Origin of the sequence: Thermogutta terrifontis (assembly GCF_002277955.1) — a bacterium.
In the GTDB taxonomy this organism is placed as follows: domain Bacteria; phylum Planctomycetota; class Planctomycetia; order Pirellulales; family Thermoguttaceae; genus Thermogutta; species Thermogutta terrifontis.
In genome coordinates, this window is record NZ_CP018477.1 from 3,061,660 (window position 1) to 3,087,777 (window position 26,118).

The following is a 26,118-nucleotide window of genomic DNA, read 5'->3' on the forward strand; positions in this document are numbered from 1 at the left end:
TCCGGTGCAACACATGCGCATTGAATCCCCACTGATCGGAGTATCTTTGCCAAAAAATCGGCGAGTATTATTTCAGGCGTTTAATACGTATTAAATAAGGGGACTTCCATGTTCAGTAAACGGCAGGCGATTTTGTGGGCGATCACCCTGATGATTGTGGCTATTCCATACGTTGGCTTGATGGTTGTTGGGGCCTACACGCTCTGGCGCAACGGCTGGGTGTTCATTTATGGCATCATCACAGCGGCAATCACCGCAGCCTTTTTTGTCGCTGTCAGTCACTATCGCAGAAAGGCGCCCCAGGATGCGTTGAAAACACCCCTCCCGGCGTGCCCCGAGGATTGGCCCTCTCGAGAACGAGAGGCCTGGCAGAAGGTGGAAGACCTGGCCGCACAGGCCGAGGCCGGCCAACTATTGGTCAATAAAGTTGACGATATTCAGGATCTTCTCCTTCAACTCATGCATACCGTGGCACGCCACTTTTACCCCGACAGGGAGGAAGCTTACCTCCAGGTGCCGGTGACCGACGTTCTCAAAATAATCGAAAAAGTGACCCGTGAACTCCGCGAGACCATCCAAACCAATATTCCTGGCTCTCATATTCTTACAATCAACGACTGGAAAACACTCCGCACGTATTGGGAGTGGTGGCAATCCCTGTACATTATTTACCGCATTGTCACCGCGGCTGCGTCGCCGATCAATGCGCTGTGGCGGGAGTTTCAACGCTACGTCACAAGCCAGACCGTTCAGCAAACAGTGGATCAGATGAAGTCCGAAGCGCTGGCCTTTATTATCCGACGGGTTGGATTTTATCTTATTGAGCTTTACTCAGGCCGGGTCATTTTGGATGAAGAACTCTTCCAGAAGCAAAGGGCAGGCTACCTCCAGGAAGAGTGGAAAGCGGCGCAGGGTTCGACAGGGGACGAATCCGTTCCTGCCGAACTGATTCGGATCGTTATCGTGGGTCAGCTCAAGGCGGGAAAATCAAGCCTGGTCAATGCCCTTTGTGGTGCCTGGCGGGCACATGTGGATGTTCTCCCGGCCACCAACCAAATTTGCCATTACCGTCTCATCCCCGAGGATGCCAACTCCAGGGAGAAGAACAAGAGTCAATTGCCCGGAGGCCTCATTCTCGTCGATACCCCCGGTTACCAGTCGGAGCAGGAGATCGAGAAATCTCGCTCCCTGTGGGAAGAGGTAGAGCGAGCGGATATGGTGGTGATCGTTTGTTCGGCCTGCATTGCTGCCCGCAGGCCGGACCGTATCTTTGTCCGGCGATTTCGGCAATTCTTTCGTGAACGGCCGTTCCTCTGTCAACCGCCGCTTATTGCGGTGTGCTCATTCATCGACGAACTCCGTCCCCGTCACGAATGGAATCCGCCGTACGATTGGCAGGAACAGAATGTCGGCGACAACCTGTCGCCTAAAGAGCGGTCGATTCGCGACTTCGTGGAGTGCGTCCGGCGCGACCTTGAGCTGACTTCCAGCGAGCCTGCCATTCCCGTCTGCACGCATCCAGACCGCCTGTACAACGTGAAGGAGGGGGTCCTCACAGCCATTCGCGAACGCTGGCAGGAGGCCTTAGGCGTCCAGCGAAATCGGCTTCTGCGCCAGCACCGCAAACCCGAAAAATGGCGATTGCTTGGGGAACAGGCCAAACACATTCTCCCGCATGTCTCACGGGTCGGCGTGCAATGGCTGACGGCACACCTGATTGGAAAACTCGGCAAGCAAGGCTGGAAATTCTTCCAGCGGTGAAAAGCCCGGGGCGCTCTGTGCCGGTCGCTGCCTGGTGCAAAAATCGGTGCGACGTCGGCCGTTAATATGGTCAAAAAGATAACCGCCGCAAGTCTTGCAACTGGCGGCGGTCGTTTTGGATCAACACGGGACGCAAGTGAAAACTAATTTGAACTTTGCTCCGAAGGTTTTTGCCCTTCTTGTTTCTGGTCCTTGTCGGACTCAGGCTTCTCCTCTTTTTTGTCCTGTTCGGCGGGCGGGCTGACCGGCTCGGGAGGCTCCTGAAGGAGTTCCCGCATCGGTTTGCCGGACTTATAGGTTTCCAATTCCTTCATGAGAGCCTCTTTTTCCTCGCCCTCGCCGAGTTCCACCGCTTTCTGGGACCATTCGATAGCGGTTTTCAAGTCTCCCAGTTCGGCATAGGCGGCAGCCAGCGTGCTGAGGATATGGGCCTCCTTGTACTGTGTGAGTTCGCAGGCTTTCTTCGCCAGCTCAAGAGCACGCTTGCCGTCCCGCAGTTTATCATCCGGCGAAGTGGCCAGCACCCAGGCCAGGTTGTTCAGGACACCACTATCGTTAGGGTCAACTTCCAGCGCCTTTTCGTAGTCTTTAATCGCTTCCGCATGGCGTCCCATACTGAGCAGGGCATCGGCGCGTCCACGGAGTGCCGCCACGTTCTTGGGATCGGCTTCCAGCACCTTGGTGAACTGTTCGATCGCTTTTCCATAAAATTTCTGGGCGGAGTACAGCAACCCTAGCTGGAGAGCGAGGGTCACTTCGTCTTCGCCGCTCTGCGCCTTGCGCACCTGCTCAAGATCCGCAATGGCCTCGCTAAACTTGCCGCTACCGGCCAGAATCGCCGCCCGAAGGCGCAGAAGAGCTGGATTTCCCGGACGCAGCTTGATGGCTTCATTGATGTCTTTCAGGGCTTCGTCCGTTTTTTTCAGTTCTTGGTACACAGCGGCCCGGATCATGAGAACGGCAGGATTTTTTGGATCAAGCTTAGCCGCCTGGTTTAAAAGCTCGAGTGCTTTTTCGTATTCCTTTTGAACGGCGAGGATCCGTGCTCGGTTAAAGAGGGCTTCCGCCGTGTTAGGGCTGAGCTTTTCAATCTGATCGCACACCTGAAGAGCTTCATCATAACGTTTCAGCTCAATCAGGGTGTCGATCTTGGACTCCAGCGTGGCAATTGAATCCGGCTCCTTTTCCAGTGCCTTATTGAGATCCGCCAGGGCCTCTTCCGGTTTGTTTGCCTTCAGATAGCTTTGCGCCCGCAGACGCAGTGGCTCCGGATCATCCGGCAAAAGCTCGATGGCCTTGGTCAGGTCCGCGATGGATTCCTCCTTGCCCTGGGTGAGCTGCCCCCGAAGCATGTACGCGTCGCCAAGCAGGCGTGGATTGTTGGCACCCAGTTCAATGGCGCGCCCGCATGCCTCGATGGCCTTCCTCTCATCTCCCCCGGGAAGAGCATGGAGCTTGGCAACGGTGAACCAGGCTTCAGCCTGCGTTGGATCAACTGCCAGGCCTTTCTCGAGATCTTCCAGGGCCAGCGCCCGAAAAGCTGGCCAGTTACGATCGATGGGAATCCCACCGAGGATAACCTGGGCAATCATCATTCCGCGTTGGATTCGCGTGGCCGCCAGAAGCTGTTTCGCAAACTCCTCATCTTCCTTATCCAGCTTTTTGGAAAGGGCCTGCTCACACAGTCGGATAACCTCGCCGAGATCATTGAGCGTTCGCGCGGAAAGCTTCAGTTCCACCGCGCGATCGAGGTCTTCCCGACCGGTTGTTTCCTCCGCTTTCTTGGCTTCAGTTTCCGCAACGGACTTTTCCAAAGCCGCAACCCCATTAGCGAAACCGACAAAGCCCCACACTAAAAGGACGGTCACAAGGAACGCAACAACTCGGGTAAGACGCAGCGATTTGGAAACACGTGAGGGTTTCATCTTCAGACTCCTGGCGGCGAATGACACTTTCGGACAGAGAGGCAATTGCGAAATTGTAGCAAAATCTGGGCCTGCAGGTGAACCAAGTTTTTCATTTATCATTATGGTGAGAAAACGCCAACGATGGCTATCCCAGTGTGGCGATGTCCGTTCACCGCCAGAGGAGGGAACCGAAAGGCCGCCAGGAGCGGCTTTGGGCTTGGTGGCCGTTGAGCGATCCTCTTGTAAGTTGCGAACCGGCACCCAGCGGCTGTCGATGGCTCCCAGAACTGTTCTCATGTCCAGAATGGCCAAGTTATCGCCCGGTGAGGGGATCTTCGCGACAGACAATCTGTGGCAAATCCGCACCGACACAGTACCGACACAGTAAGAGTGTGCTGACTTCTCACACCGAGAACCGGGCGTGGTGCTGGCGCCGTTGATCCAGTGTGCTGATCACGCCCATTCACTGGTCTTTATTGGCGTTATCAGGCGGATTGGCCTGTTCCTGATGGGGTTGGGCCTCGGGCGCTGCGGCCGGTTGGTTTTCCCGAGCCTGGTTTTCCTGAGCCGGGGCAGGCGGGTTATTGCCACCGGGGGCTGCTGGTTCGACGGCTGTGCTTCTACCTTGGCCACCATCAACGAGAAGCAAATTGGCCCAAAATAACGGATGGGCCGTCTTTGTCGGAAGATCATTAGGCCTGACCTGAACCCGGGGCTCCCGTCTGGGGTCAAGCGGCTCCGTCATCACCAGGAGCATTGCTCTCTGGAGACTCTCGCTGGCCGACTTCCCTGGCCATTCCTGGAAGAATTCTTTCAGCAGCGTGTTGAGGCTCTGTCCACCTGTCCGCCATCGTCCGAGAAGCAGCGTTTGCGAACCCACCGCCTGCAGGCTCGCGGCGGCAAGGAAAACTTCCTGACCACCCAGCGAAATGTCGTTTTTCCGCAAGGCGGATTCCGTAGCCATGTGAAGGCCCGGGAGGGCCACCATCAGGGGACGTCCGTAGGGCAGTTCAAGCCAGTCGCCCAGTTCGGTATTCCCTTTCGCCAAAGGAAGCGGCGTGATATTAAACGGCCGGGCACAGTCGCCCAAATCCTCCAGGACAACCAGTTGATCAAACAAGGATGCGACCAGGCGACCGGGGGGAGCGCTGGGCGAAGCCCCGAGAACCAGCGCCCCCGGGAGCGACTCAAGAATCGCTGCCACGCGCTGCTGTCCGGCTGCTGGTTCTTCCTGCGGGTTGAGGCGTCCCTGAAAGACGAGCGTTCGCGGCTGCGGAGGGAGGGTGATCGGACCACTTATTACCGCTGAAGACGACGAAATCGCATAATAGACCTTATGCTTGGCAACGAGGGGAAGGTACCCATTATCCGCCTTAACACAGAGCGTTTCAAAGGGCAGGTACCATAGAAAGCCATCTGGTACGATGATCAGTTGATCAAAATCCGCAGCCAGATCGGCTTTCGAACCCGCCACCAGGAAATTGAGTAGATTGGCCCCCGCCGATTGCCAGCCCGTCTCCGCCACGTCTTTGACCGTAAACTCGCGATTTCCGTCCAAAAAGCCAAGCTGCGTCAGATACTGGCTTAGCAGCTTTTGCACCGCCACCTGTCCCCCACGGAGTTGCCAGGTGTCATACTGATCGTTCGTCACATAGAAGACAAAAACGTCATTCCCGGCCGCAAAGAACGTCCACAGAACGGCACCCGGCGGAAGCTGCTGGCGAATTTGCTTGGTCGGAATGACAGGTGGAAAGGGAACGCCCACGGCAGTGCGGTCCACGGCCATCGCACGAAGAAGACTTTCCTGTTTTCTGATAATCTCCATCCAGGCATCCCACTTTTTCTGGAGAGCCACCTGCTCCTCGTTGTTTTTGGGCACGAGACTGGTCGTCAGAAGTTCCTGCCGCAACTGCCGAGACTGCTTGCTGAGTTCGGCGAACTGGGGGTACCGTGCGAGCAGATTTTGCCGCTCCTGACGCGCCTGGTTATCGAGGAGGACCTCCGGAGCCTCGAGAAGTCGCCGCAAGGCGTCCAGCCGTCCTCCCAGCGGGAGAGCCGACTGAAACCGGTGCCGCCGGGCACGATCAGCTATTTCCAGGGCGTCCTCCCATTGCTTTCGCTGCCATGCGATGGCAAACCACTGGTCATAGAGCGTCGGATGAGGAGTCGAAATGACCGCCAGACATTCCAACGGATCGATCGCCCAATCGAGGTTTGTCGGGTCCCGTAGCAGGAGTTGATACAGCTCGTGGGCGGTCCGGGGCGTGATTGGCCCCCGCAGTCCGATTTGCCCCGACGCATAGACCTGAGAAAGACGCGATATCTGAAATAGCCAGAGGGACGTACTCCGCATCGCAGGGAGCGCCGCGTTGAGGGCCGCCTGCCCCTGCGCCGTGGCACCACTTTGGAGCAAGGACGCTGCGCGGAGAAACGCCAGCCGAGTCGCCAGGCGACCCGTGCTCATCTGTCGTCGGGAAACAATGCTCTGGGCATCATCGAGAGCCGTGGTCGCCATCGCCAGATTGTTCGTCGCCAGGGCCTGCTCAGCCAAACTGAGATCCAAACTGGCCTGGATGAAGGGAATCCGCTTGGTCTTGGCCCAGGCAAGAGCCGCAGGCAAGACTGGGTAAACTGTTTGCGATCGGCCAACCAGATGGGCCACTGCCGCCAAACGCAGGGCTTCTTCCAGCATCAGACCGTCGCCATAGTAAAACGCATCGTAGCTGGCCTCCTGGAAGAAATTGATGGCGGCTCCGTAATCCCCCCGGGCCAGGGCCAGTTTCCCAAGCTCGATCAGAGCGATCCCCGAAAGTTGGTGCTCAAACCTGCCGGCAACAGTCGTCGATCGTGTGAGAAGAGGAATCGCCGCATCCAAACGGCCTTCACTGACCGCGCTCAACCCCGCCAAAAGATCGCCCCAGCACTGCGACCAGTGGTTGGGTTGGGTGTATTGAACGGAAAACACACTCGATGCCGGTTTGCTTAGTGGATCAGCGAGCGACAGAGGACCAAGCAGTTCAATCCGTCGCCGCAACGCCAGCGCTGTGCAGCGAATGATCTCCACCACATTGATCGCCCGGGCTTCCTGCGGCACAATGGCTCCTCTCTCCAACAAGCTGGGATCCACTATGATCTGCGAATAGGTGTACAGGCCCGTGGAGGGCACCTGACCAACGGGGTTGGTCCGGGTCCTCTGTCCCCAGGGGATCGGCCGATTTGCACTGCTCAACGGACTTGCCCCCGTTGGTGGCAGAATCACCTGCTGAAGCCAGGTCGGATAGCTCAGGGCAATTTCCAGGGCCGCGGAATAGCTTTCAAATGCCCGATCGAGTTGCCCCATCTGGTAATAGCACTCCCCCATCATCGCGAGGTAGCACACGGAATCCATGAACCGGCGCGTGCCGAATTTCATGGCGCTGCGGTAGCAGGTGTCGAACATCTGGAGTGCATCGCGAAATTCCCCCTCATGCATCAGTTCCAGACCACTGTAATAAAGGGGTTGCGGCACCTGGCCGCCGGAGCTCAATTGAGCCAGCCCCAATTTGCAGAAGAAACATCCCAGCCAGAGCGCCAGCGCAAAGGCCAGCAGCCTCAGCTCCGCACGAATGCCGCGACGCAGCTTCTGTTCACCAAACCGCAGCCGCAAGATTTTTGATGCGTTCATTGAGCTCGCCTGTGGATGCCATGGCAAAAGGACCAACCAAGGGGAGCCGTTTCGTGAAGTCCTGACCACCGGGACCGCGGCCTTTCGCCCGTGCGGTCCTTCAACCCGGCCCCTTTCAGCTCCCCATTGGTAGATGACGGCCACCCCTATTCGATCTTACGACTTTTTCCGAGCTCCCGCTAATAGGCGGCTAAAGTCTGCCTGCCTTGCAGACGATAACGGATATAACGAATCTGCCGGTCCGCTCGGCGGCTCAATGCTGACGTTTGTACTGCGGGGGACCGGGAGTGCTGAATTAGATAGGAAAACCGGGAAGGTTAGACGAGCCTCTCGGAAATCGAAGACAGAAGGACGCTGGCGTCGAAAACGGCCCTATCAGGAACACGGAGGTCGCGAATGGACGGCCGAAAATCACGCACAATGACTGCATTTCTGCTGCTCGGAGCGGTGTCGCTGGGGACGCTCCTGCTGGGTGCAGGGTGCCAGGTGGATGTCGGAGGACAGACCCTTCCCAGCCCCTATTACATGAAGGATGACGTGCAATACTTCGCGCCGGGTCCGGAATTCAAGCTTGCCCGCGAGGCGGCAGCACTTCAGCAGGCCAAGGCCCAGCAGATGCAGCAAGCCCCTGTCCGGTAAGCGCGAGTTTCTAACCTGAAACCAGAAACCCCGATGACCGCGGCGCCAGACCGTGGTGCTCGCACGATGCGTCCATCTGTCTGGGATCAATGTGCTGTTTTAAAGTGCCCCCGCCCTCCACTGGGGCATTTTTTGTAGGAGCACATGCCAGTATGGACTTCCCCTTCCGACTCCCTCTCCTGGCCGAGTACTGGATTGAGCTAGTATTGGTCTGGCTCGGTTTCGGGACTGTGGTCGGCCTTCTGGCGCGAGTCATCTTTCCCGGCCGTGAGCCAAGCGGTGCCTTGGGCACGGTGCTGATCGGGGTGATCGGGGCCGTGGTCGGCCCTCTTTTCATGGAAACGGTGTGCCGTCTGGAGGGGTTCAACCCCATCAGTCTCCTGGGTTTTGTGGCGGCACTCGGGGGAGCCTCCGTGGTGCTGGTCCTGTATCGCTTCCTCCTCCTAATAATGAGCGACCATCTTCCGCCGCAACCCACCGAAGAACATCTCGCTCCTCCCCCCGAATACCCTCCACCACCGCCACCCTACGAATACCCCTGGCCACCCCCTCCTACCGCATGAATGAATGTCGATCACTCCTGAAGGCCCAACTCCGCGGGTGGAACGACAGAATCGCGCATCGTTAAGTCGCGAAAGCATTTAAAACGGTGGAACGTGAGGTAGTTGGCGTCGTGAGCATTGTGAGCGCCGCCTGCCTCATCGTCGTAGGCGGTGCGAATAGCGGCGATGATGTCGTCCCCGTCAAACAACCAGTCAGGGTACTGGAAGGCGTGCCGCTGAGTGTCCGAATGGTAAAGGAGTACGGTGCGGATCTCCCAATGGCGCAGGTCCGGCGAGGCAACTAATGCGAGCGTGTTGCGGACCCTCGCTGCGTCTAGTCCTTGATGCCGGGGAGGCACCCAGTTGACGAGTGACCAGTACCGCCGGGACTGCGGATCGAAGCGGATGGTGAATTTCTTGGCCCCGCCCGGAAAATCCACAAAATCCTCATGGGGATCAAACCGAAGCGTTCGCCCGTCACGAGCCACATGAAGGACGGCGGCTTTTCCTCCCTCGGGATAGGCCACCCGCAGAATGTTGAGAATCTCCCCCGCTGGACCAATCACGATATTTCCTTCCAGAAAACCGCCGAACCCCCCATCAAGCCACGATGAGTCACCAGGTAAAGGGTTACTCAGAGTCCAGTTATCGGCCACGAGAAGGTCTGCGTCGGTAGGAGCTGAAATAACCCGGGCGCGAAACGATCGGCCCCATTGCCGCGGATTTGTAGTGTCTTCCACCGCCCGCCAGATTCGCCCACTGTGCTCGACCACGGGCACAGGCGCACAGTGAAAGCGTCCTTTTGCAAGCAGCCCGCTCTTTTCATCATCCGGTGAAGTCCACGTTCGCCCCCCATCCTGGGAGCGTCGGATAACGAGATTGCCGTAGTGACTCCACGTCCCCAAGAGATAAAGGTGCCCGCGATGGACAAACAGCGTGGACCAGAACTGCCCCTCCACATCAGCCACGTGCTGCCAGCTTTCACCACGGTCTTTTGAGATGAAAACCCGGGTTTTCGCCCTCTCGTGCTCGGTGGAACCCGGCCCAAATTCGTCGTGGGAAGCCACATAAGTTCCATCCGGAAGAACCGCGAGACTCGGCGATCCGATGTAAATGCCAGTGGTCCGCGGCGAATGGTCGACAACGACCCCCGGAACCGTCTTGTGGGTCGGTTCACCTTCAGCCGGGCTCCACACCAAAACACCGAAGGCAATTATTCCCACCCGGATCAAGACGCGATGCAACCTCATGGGACAGCTCCCTTCAGGCCTCTGGCCCTTTGACAAGATCGTCCGGCAACACCGACAGCGCGAGATACGAACTCTGCCGAGAAACATCCGCAAGCGATTGAAAACTGTACAGGAATTCCGCGGTCGTCTTGAGAAACTCGCCCGCAATCTGAGGACACCGGTCGGCCACCTCATTCACTTCCCAGCGGTCATCGGGTTTCACGAACAGCCTTACCCGGCGGCGAAGTTCTTCGATTTCCCAGTCACTGAGCGAGTCCTCTCCTTCCTGCGTTCTCATCTTCACAAGATTGGCAAGATCTGCCCGGGCACTTACCACGGTGAGATCCTGAAGTGTCGCCTCATCGGGCACTGCCTCCTCACCGCTTCCCAGCGCACCTGAGGAATCCGCGATCTCTTCAGCGTCTTCTTGACCCACCAGTCGTACCTGTGCGAACCACCCACGTGTGCGCACCGCCAGGGTCCGGTGTCCATCCCAAACGAAGAGGCGATCTCGCACCTGATCCACCTCTCCGCGAATAATCGGAAGGAGATCTTCCCCGCCAATCGCAACCCATGTTTTTTCCGGACCAACCGGATTTCCAGTCCGCCCGATGGGCGTATCCACACCCACCCAATTCAGAACGGTAACCGCCAGATCGTGCGGATAGACAAGGGCCTGGCTCCGTTCCGATTGCCCAAGCCCGTCGGAAAACGCCACTATGAAGGGAACGTGGAGCAGTTCCGCGTGCAACGGAGTATGCCACGTCCCCAACCATCCGTGCTCTCCCAGAGGCATTCCCCGGGCTGAGGTGATGACCAGCATCCACGGCTCGCGATGGGCAAGTTCCTCCAGTGTGCTCCACAACCCGGCCAGGCAAAGGTCGAGAACTTCCACCTGCGCGGCATAGGCCGAAACAAACGGCAACAGCCAGTCCGGGTCGACCTCTCCCCGAAAGCGGAGTCGTGGCACGTTGGTCCCCGACCACGGCTCGGGATCGCCCTCTTCATGGTGCCGCATTCGCATCGTCAGCGGCGCATCCCAGTGATTTCGCAGGTCGGAGAGATGGCACCACACCAGCGCCGTCCCTTCAATCTGTGACAGCGTTTCGCAGACTTCAGAAAAAACCACAGCCGTGCGGGTCTCCGCCCAGTCCTCTGCCGGCCGACCCACCGGAGTCACAGCGGGCTCGCCCTGGACAACGCGAAACGAACTGTGCTCTTCATCACCCGCGTCGTCCGGCAACTTACCGACCAAGCGATGTTCCTCAAAAGTTTGGGCTAGCGGATGTGCAAGAACGCTGCTTTCTGGACTGATAAGGACGGTCTTCCAATTTTGCTTCCGCAGGAGGGACACAATGGACCGCTGTGCTGGGTCTTCCTGCAAAGTGCCGTCGCCGGAAGTCTCCTGCGATGACACACGATCTCCCAGGCTCACCGAATTACCCACCGCTGATCGGTGCAACGCAATTTGGGTGGGATGGAGTCCTGTCCACAGCGCTGCCGTTTGCACAGCGCGATGCGGCGAACCAATCAGACAGTGATCAAACACAAAACCGTCCGCAGCAATGCGATTGAGCGATGGGGTTTCCACCCAGTCGTTGCCATACGGCCCCAAAAACTCTGCGCGCAATCCGTCGGCCTCGATCACAATGATTTTCATAACGCTCCGTTATGGCTGAGGTCTCACGTCTTTTTCCCACCGTTCCAGCAGTTGACGCAGCTGACCTGCAAAATCCGGCCGGGCCGCAAGCAGGTCCTGGCTCTCACCCGGATCCCTCACAAGATCAAAGAGATACTCCTCCACTTTAGCACCCATCCGGTGTCGAAGGTACTTCCAGTCTCGGTGGCGCACGGCCCACCAGGTGGAGTTGCCCCGTCGCGCCCGCCAATACACGGTACGGGGTATTGGCGGACGATTCTCTTCAACCAGCTTTAATACATCGATTCCGTCCAGCCGAGATATTCCATCCGGTTGTATACCAGCAACGCGTAAGATCGAAGCGGTCCAGTCCATGGTCAGACAGACCTGTTCACTCACGGCGTCCGACGGCACGTGTCCCGGCCAGCGTACGATCGCCGGAACGCGGATCCCGCCCTCCCACGTGGTTCCCTTTCCGCCGCGAAATGGTTTATTGCTGCCGGTCTTTGTGGCCCCGTTGTCGCTGGTGAAAATGACCAAAGTGCGTTCAGCAAGTCCGCATCGATCGACCGCCTCGAGGATTTTTTGAATCGCCTGGTCCATCCCTACTCTTGCAAAAAATCGCTGAGTTCACCTTTTGCACTTTACGCCGCGAGATTGATGAGGTTTTCCAGGAGTTGGAACATTTTTTTCGAACCCCTTCTGCCCAGGCCAGACGCAGAAATTCGCTGTTGTAAACTCAGGCGTTTGAGCGCGCTCAGCATGTCGGCGAACGAAGGACGGGACTTCCGCGTGTACCAAGGCGGGATCCGTAACCTCGCCTCGCGATGACCTTCCGAAACGTACCAATGGACAATCAGCGTGTAAAGCAACATGGCCATGGGAGCCGTGCGCTCCACCGCCCGCTCGCTCCATCCTTGGGGCTCTTCAAATCCCAGGTACTGCTTGCTGTCATGGAAGGTCACTTCCACACTCCAGCGCATGGAATACCATCTCAGGACATCTTCCGCCCTTGCCTCGGCAACCGTGGAATAGAACGCTTCCCGACCGCGTCCTCCGGACAAAGCCTCCACGGCAACGATTTTCACCGGTCGTTCGGGGACTGCGTGCAGCCGGGCTTCGGCCTCGGCGACCCGCGCGGTTTGGGTCCGACCATACACCGACAGCTTGATCTGCCGACCTCCCTTGGACAGCATTTCTTTGGGCGGAGGCAGCTTCTGACCCCGACGACGAGGACGGCCGGGGCGACCAGGCTTGTGAGGTGGTGGGGCCTCGTACAGCCGGGCATCCAGTGTGGTGCGGCTGGTCAGGTCGCAGTTGGGTGGCAACAGGCCCAGGATACTTTGCCCACCATAGGTGGAATCTCCCACCAGGTGAAATCGCAGGTTGGGAAACCGGCTGCACAGCAGTGTGAGTCTTCGACGGTTAAATCCTGGCTCGATCTGGAGCGACGGCTTGCAGAATAACCATGATTAATGTAACAAGTTGCATCGGGAGGCTCCATGCTGACGGCTGGGGATATGTTTTGGCTCGCCTCCTGTGGCGATTTGCAGGAGGCTCTCCTTTTTTGCCAAGACCAGTTTTCAGTCAAAAAGTCCAAAGTTGAACATAAGTATTGTGTAGAAATGCACTAGTCGTCATGCCCGTCTATTTTCACGTCACGTTGTAATTTGTCCGAGTTCGGCACTTCACAGCCCTTTTAATGGTCTCTCGCCGAGTTGCGATTTCTGTTGTCGAGTCCGACAACGTCATAACTTCACTGTTGAGTCATCCACAAATCCACGCGCGGAACGGGTTGCTATTCCTGCGGTAAAAGCACATCCACAACCCTGGCCACAATTTCATAGTTGTTTTCTCTGTTGTTCGAAAAGCCGCGAAGAAAGCATCGTATACGCTTTACATCACCTCCCGTGCGTGGGTCCAGCACCACAAGGTCGCCATCACCGTTTAGCCGCAAGCCAATAGTCATGGCTTCGTCCACATTCACTGCGTGATTGACCCACCAGACCGGATTCTGCCCTTCGTTTTGCCAGAACGCGGTGAAACTCTGGGGTTCGTTGGCGACTCGCTTTCCTTGAACGACAATACCATCCTTCACTAATTCGATCCTCTCAATGCTTGCTATGAGCGGATGGTCCCAACGTCTCACCACTAGTTTTTTTCGCCAATCAATGTGCATGATGTGATTCTTGCATCCAACAATGATTGTTCGCCCATCAGATGTCAAACGCCACGGTACGTCGTCGCTACCCTTCAGAAGAGAAAGAGAACTTCCGTCAAGCTGGCCGATAAGATTTCCAGAGGACGCATCCCAAAAACACCACAGTGGACTTGCATCGTTGTCTTCTGGTTCTTCTTTATCATTTGCAGCTGGCGTTGTAAATGATATGCGAGTCCCTTCAGCTTTCGCTGCTAGAACTTTTCCGGTTACGTCAAATTGAAACTCGCGAAAATCGTCAAAGCGGTCGTTGCGCGGCATTGTGAGCTTGTATCTGCTTACTTTGTCTCCGAATTTAATGATTTCGAGTAATCGGAGTCGATAATTCGAGTACACGAGCAGATTACCTGGTCCAAACGCAAATCCGTAGGCCGCGACTCCCCATGTGGTCCCATTTTCTAAAGTGTGCACGGAACCAAAACCATCAAATCCGCGACACGCGATATACTGACCATCGACTGAAACACTGACTTCATACAAAGGGGGCAGTGGTACACCTAAAAAAGCATTAACATACTTTAACCTTTCGACACTTAGTACATGGACGATGCCTGTATCGAGGCCTGCCAACACCAGTGTCTTGCCGTCTTTCGAAAACACAGTCATGCACTTTCGTCCGGGGGAAACCACCGGCCGTATTTGCTGCGCTTGAGGCAGGTCACATAGAGCTGATACGGCGTTACCGTACCAGAGCCACGCGTGACTTCCTGTAGGACTTAGTTGAAAGTCGTGTATCGCAAGAGGAGTTTCACCTTCAGAATCTGTCTCTAGCGAAACATCCTGTGATTGAGAATCGGTATCGTTGCAGGGAGCGAAAAAAGCATGTATTTCCGAAGCATCTCCATTCTGAATGAAGGTTTCGGCGATTCGTTGGGCCTGAGACTGTTCCGATGGTAGAGCAGGACCACCATCATAAGAGAAGCCTTTGCAGAATACGATATTCTGAAAACTGATGGCGAACGCCAACGTAAGTGGCAGCCAAGCAGCACCCGCGATCAGATGGCCATGTAAGGGAAACATCATTGACTCACCGTCCGTTTTGGGCAAGGTTCACGATGTCTGAGCCCATACCCACGTTCTTGCGCAGACGTCAAACTCAGCTCGTACTCATAGGAACGCAGCATGCATTTAAGGTTTTTTGGTTCTCAATGAACGCAAGCTCCGAGAGAACGGGCTATTGACGTGGGTTGCTGGAACCACGGGGATCCACGACCACTCCGCAAAACAGAATGATGCCAGAGTAACGGTGGCGAATAAGGAAGATGAACGGTCGGTCCACGGTTATGGTTTCCTCTGCGTGTTTTATCCCCAACGTCACGCCAGTAGCAACTGTTTGTGCGGAAGCTCGCAACTCCCTCTGATTTACTCCCACCTGTGTCTGTTGAAGAACGACGTCTAGGGCAATGCTTTCACCTTCCACCATTTTTGAAAAGTCTGCCTCCTCAAGCTCAAAGGCCCGTCGCATACCGGCTGCTTTCAACAATTCCGCTACAGGACATTGAGCCGCGACTTCAAACAGAGGGAGAGTCAGTTTCACGTTCTTCCATTGAAGCCTGGTGTCAAGCAGGCTGCAAAGTTCTGAGAATCTGCTGACAACGCCGGAGAGACACTCATCGACACGCTGTTTCGGATCTGGCAACAGAATTACGAGGTTCAAACCATAATGTCGCGTTGGAAGTTCGACGGCTGTTACGTGGAATTCACCCAGTCTTCCTACTAACGCCGGAACAATCTCACTCATCATGTCAACCGCGATGTGGTTATCCGGTGACACGTAAAAGGGCCTGGTCAGCGTTCCGGAAAACTCTTCCATCCAGGGGTACCGTATGGCTAACGAATTGAGAATGATCCATCGTGTGAGAGGAGTGATTTTGAGGTCCGTTTGTTTAAAAGTTGGCAGTAACGCAGAAAGCAGTTTCTCGTCCTGCAGGTTGCCCTGCATCACGTGTGCGAGCCCGCTGTTCGTGATGTAACGACGATATTCCTCCCGAAGACGGCAACGCACATCGAGGCAAAAGATGGTCGCTTCCTGATTTAATAAGGGAGCAACCTCGGTGGGAACGTACGTTTTAATTCCAGATTCTTCCCAGTGTTCCCAAACAATTCTTATTGGTTCCCGGGAAGTGTTGAATGTTTCAACAACTTGATCCAAAGAAGGCCCTGACACACCGTTAAGCTGATTAATTAAGTCACCCTCTCGCAAGGTCTCTAAAGGCGGGTCCAAAGTCTTCTTCAGTCGCGAAATCACCACCTTCCCATCTTTCTCCGCGAGCTCGATACCCTGAGTATCGCACCAGCGACGAAAGGGTGTTCGCATTTCGATCCCAGCCTGGGAAAAGGCTGAGAACATTTCCTGCTCGATTTCACGCTGTAAATCAATCTTAAGCAATTGGGCAAACTCTCTTTTTGTTTCACCACTGCTTCCCAGGCCTGCCGTGACCAGAACATTGACAATGCCTGCCGGAGAGAAACACTGATTCGTTTCCCGAAACTCCCAGTGCGGCCAGAGGCTGGCCACCAAATGCTGACTGACTGCAGCCCAGCGCCGCCAGCGTAAAGAATCTTCATATCCTGTGGCTACCCGACGTGCAGTTTTCATCGCCTTCTGCATTTCCGCGTCGGTAAGTTGCGTGACATTTGCAATGGCTCCGTCCTTCCATTTGACGGTAACGCGGACCCCTGGCTGGAATAGAAGGCCAAGTTGTCCATCTTGACTAAGCGGTTCCATACCGGCAAACGTAAGAGTATCCACGATAGTCGGCGGAACCTTCAAAGCCACGCTGGGCTCGGTGGCGGGAGCTGAGGGCGGTTGATTCTGGGTGGTAGCAGGCGTTGGTGAAGCTTCCCCTTTCGAACTGTCGTCGCGGGAAGGTCGCTCTCCCGTGGTCGGTGACGTTAGCGCTGAGGGCCTACTAAGTGCCTCCCGCACAGCGTCCAGAAAGATTCGCCACGAATAACTTTTGACTTCTTTTCCAGAAGAAAAAATAGAAACAAACGGACGATCAACGTCGTCACTTGGGTTAGCCCAGACTGCAACAAGCTGTCGATTGTCTTCGCTTACCGCTACAAGCGGTGCATACACCGGCGCGGTCCAGAGGAGACTGCCGGAGCGGGTGACACACGCCACCTGGCCACCACCACCCTCCTGCGTTACCGGTTCCACGAAAAGAACTGCACGACCGTCCTCGGACAACTGGTAATATGGGACTGGCTGTATCTCCTCCGCACCCGAACTCACGGCAACGCTCATGCAGAGCAGCGACCAAAAGGCCAGAGAGTGCATTTACCACCTCCTTCGCATACCGCACCGAGCCGTTCTAACTTCGCACATTTCGGAAAGGGGGCTGTGGGTGGGTACTCCACCACACAGCCCCACAACTACGCTTTTGCCAGACAGGATACCCCACAGCCGACAATAACTTAACTCCTCAGAAACACTCTTCTACTGCTGCCCTTTTCCCTGTCCTGGCCCAAGAAACTCTCCACTACCACTCACGCCTTTTTCTTTTTCTTGCTTGCCCTCCTGAATCTTTTCGCCACTCGCTTCTGTCCCTGAACCAGCGTGACTCTTTTCAGCTTTTGGCTTTTTACTTGCCATCAATTCCTCCCATTCTTTTTGTATATCGCTCCGATCATTTCCGTCCTTGTCCTTTGCTAATAATAACCAAGGATAAAACTCGGCAAAATCTTGTGTCAGCATTTCTTCTTTTTTCAAATACTCCCACGCGCTAAGGATCGCCACGCGTGCGGACTGGTCGAGAAAGCCTATAACATCACTGGCGTCCATCTTCACTACTGAATCTGTGCTTTGATCATTTAGTTCCTCTTTTTCCTTCAAATTCTCCCATGTCACCTTCTTAACAACTTCAGAAAGCGTCCGCGGTTCCTTCACGCCTCCAATCATTTTTTCCACATCCTGCAACTCCAAAGCAAGGTTCGTGCAGTCATTGGGGATCTTTTCTTCTTCAAAAGCAAACGGCAATTGCGCCACGGTGACAAAAGTCTGCGTAAACGGCAATTCCTTCCTCTCGTTCGTAGCGACTGCGCTTTGATCGCGCGCCACTGAATTGATGTGCCAGCGCCCGGCGCCCCTGGCCAAAATGATGTCCAACCGCGTGTACCACCACAGTGGCACCGCCCTCGTTACGATGGAAAACCTAAGCTGTCCATCAGGAAGACGCAATGGTGTGCGAACCTTTTCTTCTCCGTGTCTACTTGCCAGGAAACTTTCTACCGGGAAATCTTGGGCGCATGAGTCACTTACAATGAGGCTGAGCCTCGGGTTCTTCCTCGTGATTGTGTTAGTGAGGTCATCGGCATAAAGAAGATCCTGTTTGCGCTGAATACTCTCAACAGGACCCTTTAGGAACCAACAGAGTCGCTCCCCCTTAGAAGTATCAGTCCCCCCGTGAGACAAAACATACACGAACACGGCGTCGTCACGTCCAACAGGCAGGTTGTTCACGTAACTGATGATATCCTGTGGCGTCACGTCCCGTCCTGTAAAGATCTTAAAGCTCCGGAACTTAGTCTTTTCGTGTTCTTGGACGAGTTTGTCAATCAGAGCCCTGTTGTTTTCCTCTGATTGTGCCTCGACGCTCTTGTACGGTGTTACCAGGAGCCATTTCTTCACCTGTGCAACATTGTGTTCCCAAATCTCTTTATCGGTTTCCGGGTCTTTTACGCCCCCCATGATCACAATGACATGAGCCGGGATGATCGCGGGGGTTGCCTGCACAACTCGTCCCCGACAACAGCGAAATAGTCGCGACAGAATTGGACAGTGATGGGCAGCCTCTGAGTGCGAGAGCGTACCACTCCAGAAGAGCAGGATCACTCCCGCCAGGGCTACGAGTTTCCGAAACATGGTTGTCGGTTTCGGGGTTACGCGCATCTTCCTCTCCTTTCGTAAAAGGACCATACGACAGGAACACAAACCACAGAACGGAGAACGGTAATCAACATTACCACCGGAGAATGCTATTGCGCAACCAAGTCGCCGTCGTACTCTGATAACCTAGTGTTCCGTCACAGGCAAATTTTGGGATTGTGCTAGGTGGGTGGCATGGGATAGGATCGGTGGTCGTTTTCGTTCCCTTTTGCCAAGGAGGGTTGCCGTGCGAAAGAAGTATATTGTCCGGCTGACCGAGGAGGAACGTCAGAAATGTCAGGAAATCATTCGCAAGCTGAAGGGGACCAGCCAGAAGGTCCGTCGCGCTCAGATTTTGCTGAAGGCGGACGCGGACGGTCCAGCTTGGACGGACCAACGCATTGCCGAAGCGTTCGGGTGTCGGCGGCAGACGGTAGAGAAGATTCGTCAGCGTTTTGTGGAACGGGGTTTTGAGGAGACGCTGGAAGGGAAGAGCCGGTCGGGGCCACCAGCGAACAAGATTCTGGATGGGGAGGTGGAAGCGAAAATCATTGCCACCCGTTTGGGGCCGCCGCCTGCGGGTTACGGTCAGTGGACGCTTCGCCTCCTGGCCCGTCGGTTGGTGGAGCTGAAAGTGGTGGAATCGATCAGCCACGAGACAGTACGCCGGGCGCTAAAAAAAACGAGATCACGGCGCGGAAGATTCAGTACTGGGTGATACCGCCGGAGGCGGATGCGGAGTTTGCCGCTCAGATGGAAGAGGTGCTGGAAGTGTATTGTCGGCCGTATGATCCGTTGCATCCGGTCGTTTGCATGGACGAGCAGCCGGTGCAGTTGGTGAAGGAAGTGCGGCGTCCGATTCCGGCGACGAGAGGGCATGCCCGGCGAGTGGATTACGAGTATGAACGAGCGGGGACGGCGGCGATCTTCCTGTTTTGCGAGCCCTTGGTCGGCTGGCGTCAGGCGACGGCGCGGGAACGTCGGACGAAGAGCGACTGGGCCACGGAGGTGGCGGCGCTTTTGGACGGGCGTTACGCGGACTGTGAGCGGATCACGCTGATCTGTGACAACCTGAACACGCACACGAAGGGGGCGTTTTACGAGGTGTTCCCAGCGGAGCGGGCTCGTCAGTACGTTCGTCGCATTGAGTTTGTTTACACGCCGAAACACGGCAGTTGACTGAACGTGGCGGAGTGCGAGTTGAGCTGTTTAACCCGGCAGTGCCTGGCGGGGCGTCGCCTGGGGGAGCTACGTCTTCTTCAGGAGGAAATTGCGGCGTGGTCGGTAGACCTCAACGCTCGGCAGCGGGGTGTCGACTGGCAAATGACCGCGGAAGATGCCCGCTGCAAACTGAAGTCTGTCTATCCCAAAATTATCCTGTGACGAAGCAGTAGGCTGCTTTCGTATTCCATGGTGGAAACGTCATGATACGTTGCTTGTATCTTGTCCCAGCATCAAAAACCGCGAGGAATCGAGATCAGAGAAGAATTTATTCTTTCTTGCCAAGCACGATGGCAAAAAGTTAGAGCTGTGGGTTGTGGATCTTGTCAGCCCAATTTTGCAAGGCCGAATCAGACCCAGACTCAGGCAAGACGTTTTTGAAGTTGACGAGCTTAAATGTTTCCTGAGGCGACATGCGGACACCTATACACAAGATCAGCAGCCTATTCTGACTTTTGCGAAAGAGCGACGCCGCAAAGGTCTGACTCCCGTTTTGCGTGCCTGTTGGTCCGAAGATCGCTGAGGAGGTGCTACGATGAAACGTCAACGTAACTGGGGATTGCTGGTTGGTTCTGTGGCCATGGCCACGTTAGCCTGGTTGGCTCTTTTGCAGGGACGCACGGCACTAGCCGAAGATGATGGTAAGTGCCCGCGTTATGCGGCGATCGCGCTCGACGATTTCACAGGGAGTTATGGCTATGCCTACAATTATTCGACCCGCAAGGAAGCGGAAGAGGCCGCAATTCGCTGGGCGGGTCGCAATGCACGGGTCATTTTGAGTACGACAGCCCCATATTTCGCGTTTGCGCGTGGGCCATTGGGAGGCTGGGGCACGGGAACAGGTAACACCTACTGGGAGGCTGCGACAGCCGCCCTCGTGAACGCGCGAAAGCACGCCCTGTCGCCCCAGCTTAAGTTTTGTCGTTACAACGGCCCTGACACGACTCCGCATTGAATTGGCTGGGTATCATCAGACCGCCCCCTAATCACGTGCATGTCCGCTGTGATTGGCAGTGACGGTGTCCCGATCCTATAAAAGGAATTCGTGTTTTCAATTGATGAGTGGGTGTGTTCCGTGTCTCGCCTGAAAACACGGTGCACACCCATTACCTGTTTCGGTATGTAGGACGCTTTGATAGAGCGATTTTCATTCCAGCAAGAGCAAAAGATCCCGCCCACTATCTCTGTAAGGCCAACATGGACGAGTTGGGTGGCCCGAGCCGAAGCAACGTCTCGGCTTGGAAAGACATTGGCATGCCTTGGTCGGTGGTCTCTACCAAATGACTGGCTTGGTTAACCTGGTTATAATAGGGGTGGTTTTCGGGGGGCTGCTCCTGGGTTCCGGTGGAACAAGTATGCCGTTGTTACCCGCCGTCCAGAGCGCGAATGACCAGGGGCTGGTTGACGAGGGGGGACTTGTCATGGTGACGGGCGAGCAGTTCTGGCAGTCTCTTCAAGCGAGTGGGCTTTTCTCTTCGGAAGATCTGGAGCGGTATCGCAACCGGTGGTTTAAAGAGGGCCTTCCCGACTCCGGCGAGGAGCTCGCGCGGGAACTGGTCCGACACGGGGTGCTGACATCTTTTCAGGCCGGGTGTCTCTTGCGGGGAAAAACGAAATTCCTGGTGCTGGGGGAATATGAGATTTTGGACCAGCTTGGCAAGGGCGGCATGGGGGTTGTCTTCAAGGCCCGGCATCGGCGGATGGAGCGGGTGGTGGCCCTCAAGACCTTGCCGCCGCAGGCGATGAAAGACCCGGAGTCGGTGCAGCGGTTTTATCGGGAGGTGAAGGCGGCGGCCCGGCTGAGCCATCCCAACATTGTGACGGCCTACGACGCGGGGGAGCAACATGGGATTCACTATCTGGTGATGGAGTATGTGGACGGTCAGGACCTGGCAAGCCTGGTCAAAGAGCATGGGCCGATGCCTCTGGAGGAGGCCCTGGAGTGTGTGCTTCAGGCGGCGCGGGGCCTGGCGTATGCCCACAGTCAGGGGGTGATCCATCGGGACATCAAGCCGAGCAATTTGCTGGTGGATCGTTCGGGGGTGGTGAAGATCTTGGACATGGGGCTGGCCCGGCTGATGTTCGACCCGGCCAAGGACGGGGTGACGGGGGACCAGTTGACGGCGACGGGGCAGGTGATGGGGACGTGCGACTACATGGCCCCGGAGCAGGCGGTGAGCACGCATCGGGTGGATGGGCGGGCGGACATCTATTCGTTGGGGTGCACGCTGTACCGGTTGTTGACGGGCGAGCCGCCATATCCGCGGCAGACACTAATGGAGGTGCTGGTGGCACATCGGGAGGCGCCAATTCCCTCGCTGAGCAAGGCCCGGCCGGACGTCCCGGTCGAGGTGGACATGGTGTTTCAGCGGATGATGGCAAAACGCCCGGAGGACCGGTATCAGAGGATGGAGGAGGTGATCGAGGCGTTGGAGCATTGTTTGGCGGTGTGTCGGGCGGGGGTACCTGCGGGGGGTGGGGGTGAGCTTTCGATCAGTGCCTGGCTGGCAAGGCTTTCCCAGCGGCAGGAGGGGGCGGCGGAGGATGAGACGGCGGTGGGAATGGCCGAGGCAACGCCGCGGAAGGTGGGGTCGTGGCCGCGGATGCGGGGCATTTCTGCACAGTCGGCCAGGAAGTGGCAGGATTGGCTTTCATCTCAGTCGCTGTTTATCTGGGGAGGGGTGGTGGTAGGGTGTTTGATTTTGCTGGGCATTCTGGCGGTGGTCCTGCGTCCAGGGCGGTCGTCAGGGACTTCGGGGGAAGCACGAAGACCAGTAGCTCGGCCTGCGGCAAGAAGTTCCGAGAGGGTGGCGGGTCCGCAGCCTCAGCCGACTCTTCCGGTGTGGCAGGAGGAGCTGGAGAAGGTGGAGGGTGAAGTCCAGGGGTATTTGGCGGGGCAAGAGTACGGGAGGGCTTTGGCGGCGTATCAGCAGCTGGCGGATCGGTATCAGGACCTGGAGCTGGCCCAAGTGGTCCAGGAGCGGAAGGCGAAGGTGGAGGAGGCGGCATCACAGGCAGTGCAGGCCGCGGAAGAGCAGGCCCGGCAACTGCTGGCCGAGAAGAAGTTTGTCGGGGCACGGGTGGTGCTCTTGCCGGTTATGGAGCGATTCGGGATACCGGCCCTGGCCGAGAAAGCGCAGGGATTGCTGAAAGAGATTGAGGCGGCAGAGAAGGCTACCGACGAAATGGCCCAGGCCTCTGCTTCGAAGGAGCCAGCGAGTCCAGGTCAGATGCCTGCTGGAGAGTCGAAGCCACAAGAGACAGCGAGTGCTGGCAGGGAACGTCCGGCAATTGAGATGGCCTGGGAGAAAGTGGCGGGATTATTGCGGGAGTGGGAGGATCGTGAGGCCGAGTTCACGCGAGCAACGGCGGGGGTGGAGGAGAAGGTCCGTCAGTGGGATTTTGCGGGGGCGTTAGCGGAGGCAGAGAAGATCCAGTTGAGTGATCCGGCTTTAGCGGTCCGCTGGGAGGTTCGGCGGGAGGAGTTAAGCTGGCTGGTGGAGTGGAAGGGGCGGATCATGGAGAAGATCAACGGCTCTTCGGGGCGATTGCGGAAGAGCGATTTGGGCTTGCGGGGGCTGGGTGGGGAGGTGGTGGCAGCCGATGAGGAGAAGATCACCTGTCGCTTGCTTGGCGAGAAGACGGAGACGTTGGCCTGGCAGGAGTTGGGCTCGCAGGCGCCGAGGAAGCTGGCAAGTCTCGTGCTGGACCCGGCCAGGCCGGAGGACCTTCTGAAGGCGGCCGTGTTTTTGGTGTCGATGGGCGAATCTGGGGAGGCCACCCGGTATTTTGTGGAGGCCGAGAAGAAGGGGCTTTCGGTGCGGAAGCACCTGGAACTGGCCAGCTATCCGCTGCTGAGGGACCTGGTGGAGCAGTTGCGAAAGAAGGAGTACCCGGCGGCCCGATTGGCTTTGGATCGACTGGAAAAGGAACCGGCCCTGGCCGAGTGGCGCAGCCAGCATCAAGAGCTTTTGCAGGGGATTGAGGCGGTCCTGGCCGCTGCCCAGCGGGAGGCCGAGGCAGAAAAACTCTACGCCGAGGCGGTCAAGCTCTATAAGGAGCAGGAGCTTCACGACGTGAAACCGTTGGTGGAACAACTGCGGACGCAATACGCGGACACCACGGTAGTTTTCGATACCGCTCGCCAACCGCCGCTTTCAGAGTTGGAAAAGGCCACAGCCAATTTAGGCCGCCGGATTACGGTGCGTCAGGACGGCAAAGGGGACTTCCGCACTATCCAGGCCGCCATTGATGCAGCCCAAACTGGTGACTTGGTAGAAATCCAAGACTCCGGAATATATAGCGAGGCGGTAAAGATTCCGAATACCAAATCGAATATTACCCTAGCGGGCCGGAAAAAGTGCTGGCCTCTGCTCCTTTCCATGGAACCTAACAGTGTCGTGGGAAATCTACTTACTATTGAGGGTCCAGATGTCACGATTCGGAGACTGTTGGTGGTTAATCGAGGAGCATCAGGCCGCACGCCGTGTGCTATTAAGGGAAGCTGTAAATTAGAAAATTTGGTAGTGGTTGGAAGCATCCGTGATGGTGACTGGGTGGTACTAAATTCATGTTTGATAATAGGAGATATTGGCAGCATAGGAGCCATTTTAAAAATACCGTTCTGGTAGGTGGTTGGAATCCTTGGGGTAATCCCAAGTCAGTTCAAACCGAGCATAGTGTGGCACTAGCGATGACCACTTTCTATCAAGAACCATGTTTGTGGCGGGATTCCATCATCCGGGACATCGCCAATCCTCAGCGCCATCCAGGCCACCGGATGGAGCATTGCGTAACCTTTGGAAACGTTTCGCCGGACATCGAACGGGGGCCAGGCTGTGTGCATGCGGATCCGATGTTTATGGATCCGAAGAATTTGGACTATCGGTTGCGGCCTGGCAGTCCGTGCATTGGGAAGGCATCCGACGGCGGGGATATAGGTGTTCGCTGGACGCCGGAGATGCTCGAACTTCTGCGAGTGGCTCAGGAGCTTCGACGGCGCGGGCTCATTACTTTCTGATTGGCGACAGAAAACAACCGCAACCCAATCGGTCGAGGTGGAACCGGGGTGATCGCTCGGAGGCACCCGATCCTCCAATCCACACAATGGAGAGTATCTCGGAGGGACCCGCTTGTCGGGTCCACTTGTCAACCTTGGATGATCCACTCTGATTCATTCGCATTCCGGTAGGGGCGATTCATGAATCGCCCCTACCACGATGGTGACGCCCCGTGCCGAGGGGACACCGGGCACGACAAGCGTGCCCCTCCGACTCCTTTTTTCGGAGGCACCCGCCTGTCAGGTGCACATTCCGCTGATTACACGGTAGGGAGAATTCATGAATTGCCCCTACCAACGTCGGAGGGACCCGCTTGTCGGGTCCGTTTATCAACGTTCGATGATGAATTGCCTTTCAGCGGGGACTGAAGTCCCGCGCTGAAAGCGGGGCTGAAGCCCCGCACTCCATGGAGTGCGGCGATTCATCGCCGCTTTTCGGTGAAGGCTTTAGCCTTCACCACCTTGCCCTCGGCCTGGATGGAAGGGTGACCGGTCGGGCGGCACCCGACCCCCCAATCCACACAATGGAGGGACCCGCTCGTCAGGTCCGTTCCTCCAGGATGGATGATCCGTTCCATTCATCGTGCATGGCAAGGGTTTAACGGTAGGGGCAATTCGTGAATTGCCCCTACCGGGCAACCCCATCCTGCCCAAAACATGCGATACGGGCGATTCACGAATCGCCCCTACCACACGTTGCGCCTTTCGGCCCTCACAGCTCCAAACGAAAAGTAAGCATCCGACGAATGGCCGGGTGCTTGGAGATACCCTGGCAAGTCAAATGACGTTTGTCGCACCATGACGCAGAAAGGGAGCATCCTGTGGCAAGTGTCGCAAATGACGGCAAAGCCCGAAGAATCCTTTTCGTGGTCCCAGATGGCAAGCGGAAAACGCTCCGCGTTGGCCGTGTGGACAAAAAGATGGCGGAAAGTATCCGCGTCCACGTGGGGGCGTTGCTGGCAGCCCGCATCAGCAGCTTACCGGTACAGCCAGCCACCGGCACTTGGCTGAATACCATCGGTGAGGCCCTCCAGAAGAAACTTGCCAAGGTGGGGCTAGAGCCCTGGCCCCGGTTGAGGCGTAACCTGCGGGCAAATTGCGAAAGCGACCTGGCCCAGGCCTTCCCGCTGGCCGTAATCACCAAGTGGCTGGGAAACTCCCCCTCCATCGCGTTACGGCGTTATTTGGACCCCGCGGATGCGGCATATGCCCAGGCTCTCAACTGGATGCCGCCCCATGAAAGTGGCCAAATGAACATGGGAAGTGTTCAAACGAACAGTGGCATAGAATCCGGTGCACGCGTGGCACGAGGTGGGGCGCCGCAAGCTCCCGCAAGCGGTGGCAAGATAGAGAAGAATACGTCAGAAGT

General features: G+C 56.6%; 18 protein-coding genes. 9 read left to right on the top strand and 9 right to left on the bottom strand.

What is annotated here, in order from left to right:
- Positions 1 to 108 precede the first annotated feature (108 nt).
- The gene (locus THTE_RS11420; protein ID WP_095415559.1) at positions 109 to 1,761 is read left to right on the top strand and encodes a GTPase domain-containing protein; all 1,653 of its coding nucleotides are present in this window, start codon (positions 109 to 111) and stop codon (positions 1,759 to 1,761) included.
- A gap of 143 nt (positions 1,762 to 1,904) precedes the next feature.
- Here the strand turns inward: THTE_RS11420 and THTE_RS11425 are convergent, their stop codons facing one another.
- Positions 1,905 to 3,686, bottom strand: a complete 1,782-nt coding sequence (locus THTE_RS11425; RefSeq protein WP_168175843.1) for a tetratricopeptide repeat protein — start codon at positions 3,684 to 3,686, stop codon at positions 1,905 to 1,907.
- Positions 3,687 to 4,131: 445 nt separating this feature from the next.
- A complete protein-coding gene (locus THTE_RS11430; protein WP_095415561.1) occupies positions 4,132 to 7,332 on the bottom strand; it encodes a CHAT domain-containing protein in 3,201 nt (1,066 codons plus the stop codon).
- 396 nt (positions 7,333 to 7,728) lie between these two features.
- Between THTE_RS11430 and THTE_RS11435 the strand changes: the two genes are divergently transcribed.
- Together THTE_RS11435 and THTE_RS11440 are read left to right on the top strand one after the other, a co-directional pair.
- Entirely contained in the window at positions 7,729 to 7,971 is a 243-nt protein-coding gene (locus THTE_RS11435) for a hypothetical protein (protein WP_095415562.1), read from the top strand.
- A gap of 152 nt (positions 7,972 to 8,123) precedes the next feature.
- Entirely contained in the window at positions 8,124 to 8,534 is a 411-nt protein-coding gene (locus THTE_RS11440; protein WP_095415563.1) for a GlsB/YeaQ/YmgE family stress response membrane protein, read from the top strand.
- 11 nt (positions 8,535 to 8,545) lie between these two features.
- On the opposite strand, the gene THTE_RS11445 is transcribed toward THTE_RS11440, so the two are convergent.
- From THTE_RS11445 to THTE_RS11475, 7 genes are all read right to left on the bottom strand, one after another.
- On the bottom strand, positions 8,546 to 9,763 hold the full coding sequence (locus THTE_RS11445) for a sialidase family protein (RefSeq protein WP_095415564.1): 1,218 nt from the start codon (positions 9,761 to 9,763) through the stop codon (positions 8,546 to 8,548).
- Between the two features lie 13 nt (positions 9,764 to 9,776).
- Positions 9,777 to 11,402: a sulfatase-like hydrolase/transferase gene (locus tag THTE_RS11450; protein WP_095415565.1), complete on the bottom strand. Its 1,626-nt coding sequence runs from the start codon at positions 11,400 to 11,402 to the stop codon at positions 9,777 to 9,779.
- Between the two features lie 9 nt (positions 11,403 to 11,411).
- Positions 11,412 to 11,984, bottom strand: a complete 573-nt coding sequence (locus tag THTE_RS11455) for a sulfatase family protein (protein ID WP_095415566.1) — start codon at positions 11,982 to 11,984, stop codon at positions 11,412 to 11,414.
- A 41-nt stretch (positions 11,985 to 12,025) separates the two neighbouring features.
- On the bottom strand, positions 12,026 to 12,823 hold the full coding sequence (locus THTE_RS11460) for an IS701 family transposase (RefSeq protein ID WP_476718189.1): 798 nt from the start codon (positions 12,821 to 12,823) through the stop codon (positions 12,026 to 12,028).
- 356 nt (positions 12,824 to 13,179) lie between these two features.
- A complete protein-coding gene (locus tag THTE_RS11465; RefSeq protein ID WP_157732039.1) occupies positions 13,180 to 14,622 on the bottom strand; it encodes a WD40 repeat domain-containing protein in 1,443 nt (480 codons plus the stop codon).
- A 151-nt stretch (positions 14,623 to 14,773) separates the two neighbouring features.
- Entirely contained in the window at positions 14,774 to 16,882 is a 2,109-nt protein-coding gene (locus THTE_RS11470) for a serpin family protein (RefSeq protein ID WP_095415569.1), read from the bottom strand.
- Positions 16,883 to 17,041: 159 nt separating this feature from the next.
- On the bottom strand, positions 17,042 to 18,337 hold the full coding sequence (locus THTE_RS11475) for a caspase family protein (protein ID WP_157732040.1): 1,296 nt from the start codon (positions 18,335 to 18,337) through the stop codon (positions 17,042 to 17,044).
- A 379-nt stretch (positions 18,338 to 18,716) separates the two neighbouring features.
- On the opposite strand from THTE_RS11475, the gene THTE_RS11480 reads away from it, so the two are divergent.
- From THTE_RS11480 to THTE_RS11505, 6 genes are all read left to right on the top strand, one after another.
- On the top strand, positions 18,717 to 19,187 hold the full coding sequence (locus tag THTE_RS11480; protein WP_157732041.1) for a helix-turn-helix domain-containing protein: 471 nt from the start codon (positions 18,717 to 18,719) through the stop codon (positions 19,185 to 19,187).
- Positions 19,184 to 19,648: a transposase gene (locus tag THTE_RS18000; protein ID WP_157732042.1), complete on the top strand. Its 465-nt coding sequence runs from the start codon at positions 19,184 to 19,186 to the stop codon at positions 19,646 to 19,648. The genes THTE_RS11480 and THTE_RS18000 overlap by 4 nt, the downstream gene beginning before the upstream one ends.
- A gap of 21 nt (positions 19,649 to 19,669) precedes the next feature.
- Positions 19,670 to 19,852, top strand: a complete 183-nt coding sequence (locus THTE_RS18005; RefSeq protein ID WP_157732043.1) for a hypothetical protein — start codon at positions 19,670 to 19,672, stop codon at positions 19,850 to 19,852.
- A gap of 373 nt (positions 19,853 to 20,225) precedes the next feature.
- Positions 20,226 to 20,645, top strand: coding sequence for a DUF4189 domain-containing protein (locus THTE_RS11495; RefSeq protein WP_095415573.1), 420 nt, complete (start codon positions 20,226 to 20,228; stop codon positions 20,643 to 20,645).
- A gap of 400 nt (positions 20,646 to 21,045) precedes the next feature.
- On the top strand, positions 21,046 to 24,321 hold the full coding sequence (locus tag THTE_RS11500; RefSeq protein WP_168175844.1) for a serine/threonine-protein kinase: 3,276 nt from the start codon (positions 21,046 to 21,048) through the stop codon (positions 24,319 to 24,321).
- 62 nt (positions 24,322 to 24,383) lie between these two features.
- Positions 24,384 to 24,710 (top strand): hypothetical protein, encoded by a 327-nt coding sequence (locus THTE_RS11505; protein WP_095415575.1) that lies wholly within the window; start codon positions 24,384 to 24,386, stop codon positions 24,708 to 24,710.
- Positions 24,711 to 26,118: the final 1,408 nt, after the last annotated feature.

What these genes read in the sequence shown, in the direction of transcription:
- THTE_RS11420 (WP_095415559.1), top strand. Translation starts at nt 109, where the DNA reads ATGTTCAGTAAACGGCAGGCGATTTTGTGGGCGATCACCCTGATGATT.
- THTE_RS11425 (WP_168175843.1), bottom strand. Translation starts at nt 3,686, where the DNA reads ATGAAACCCTCACGTGTTTCCAAATCGCTGCGTCTTACCCGAGTTGTT.
- THTE_RS11430 (WP_095415561.1), bottom strand. Translation starts at nt 7,332, where the DNA reads ATGAACGCATCAAAAATCTTGCGGCTGCGGTTTGGTGAACAGAAGCTG.
- THTE_RS11435 (WP_095415562.1), top strand. Translation starts at nt 7,729, where the DNA reads ATGGACGGCCGAAAATCACGCACAATGACTGCATTTCTGCTGCTCGGA.
- THTE_RS11440 (WP_095415563.1), top strand. Translation starts at nt 8,124, where the DNA reads ATGGACTTCCCCTTCCGACTCCCTCTCCTGGCCGAGTACTGGATTGAG.
- THTE_RS11445 (WP_095415564.1), bottom strand. Translation starts at nt 9,763, where the DNA reads ATGAGGTTGCATCGCGTCTTGATCCGGGTGGGAATAATTGCCTTCGGT.
- THTE_RS11450 (WP_095415565.1), bottom strand. Translation starts at nt 11,402, where the DNA reads ATGAAAATCATTGTGATCGAGGCCGACGGATTGCGCGCAGAGTTTTTG.
- THTE_RS11455 (WP_095415566.1), bottom strand. Translation starts at nt 11,984, where the DNA reads ATGGACCAGGCGATTCAAAAAATCCTCGAGGCGGTCGATCGATGCGGA.
- THTE_RS11465 (WP_157732039.1), bottom strand. Translation starts at nt 14,622, where the DNA reads ATGATGTTTCCCTTACATGGCCATCTGATCGCGGGTGCTGCTTGGCTG.
- THTE_RS11470 (WP_095415569.1), bottom strand. Translation starts at nt 16,882, where the DNA reads ATGCACTCTCTGGCCTTTTGGTCGCTGCTCTGCATGAGCGTTGCCGTG.
- THTE_RS11495 (WP_095415573.1), top strand. Translation starts at nt 20,226, where the DNA reads ATGAAACGTCAACGTAACTGGGGATTGCTGGTTGGTTCTGTGGCCATG.
- THTE_RS11500 (WP_168175844.1), top strand. Translation starts at nt 21,046, where the DNA reads ATGCCGTTGTTACCCGCCGTCCAGAGCGCGAATGACCAGGGGCTGGTT.
- THTE_RS11505 (WP_095415575.1), top strand. Translation starts at nt 24,384, where the DNA reads ATGACCACTTTCTATCAAGAACCATGTTTGTGGCGGGATTCCATCATC.